Source organism: Sphingomonas larreae (assembly GCF_051400595.1).
Classification (GTDB): Bacteria; Pseudomonadota; Alphaproteobacteria; order Sphingomonadales; family Sphingomonadaceae; genus Sphingomonas.
Window position 1 is genome coordinate 1 of sequence record NZ_JBLFFI010000021.1, and the last position, 708, is coordinate 708.

At 65.7% G+C, this 708-nt stretch carries 1 protein-coding gene; it reads right to left on the reverse strand.

All coding sequences use genetic code 11. The annotated features are described in order from the left end of the window. On the reverse strand, positions 1-678 hold a 678-nt coding region (locus ACMGDM_RS20630), incomplete at its 3' end, for a TonB-dependent receptor (protein WP_436806017.1). Positions 679-708: the final 30 nt, after the last annotated feature.

Below are 708 nucleotides of genomic sequence, written 5' to 3' on the forward strand. Positions count from 1 at the left end.
GATCTCGCGATTGGTGATCGGCTGATTGAGCTGGATGATGTTGCGACCGCGCGCGAAGCTGCCGCTGGTGGGCGTCTGGCCGGAGACGTTGCCGAGCGGTTCGGTGCGGAACTCAATGCGCTCCTCGTCGTCCTGGGTCTTGGCGTAGATGCCGCTCAGCTCCCAGTGGAAGGCGTCGGCGACGCGGTACTCGAGTTTGGCGTTGGCGCCGTACCGCTTCTTGCTGTTGTTGTACCAGAAGAGGCGCAGCTGCGTGGGCACCTGGATCCCGTTGCCTCGCGAGCTGCCTGAGTCCACCGGGGCACCTGCCGCCGTGTACTCGCGTACCGACGGCGACGCCACCTCGACCTGCGGTATGTCGTAGTCGAGCTGCTCGTAGCTTGCCCCCACAACGACGCCCCACTCGTCGGAGGCGCCGAAGGTGCGGCCGGTCGCGAAGGCGAGACGCAGCGAGGGGCGGTCGTTCCGCACGTCGCCATGCTGCTCGTAGACGCCGTAGGACGCCAATCCGTTGAAAAAAGGCCGCTTGGCCGTGAAGGCGCTACGCGTCTCGATGTTGATGATGCCGCCGATCGCGTTGGCATCGTTCTCCGGCGTCACGGTCTTGATGACCTCGACACGTCCGGCCATCACGGACGGGATAATGTCGAGCGGCACGGTGCGCCCCTCCTCGTCCACGCCTGCGACGATCGCACCATCCACCGTCGT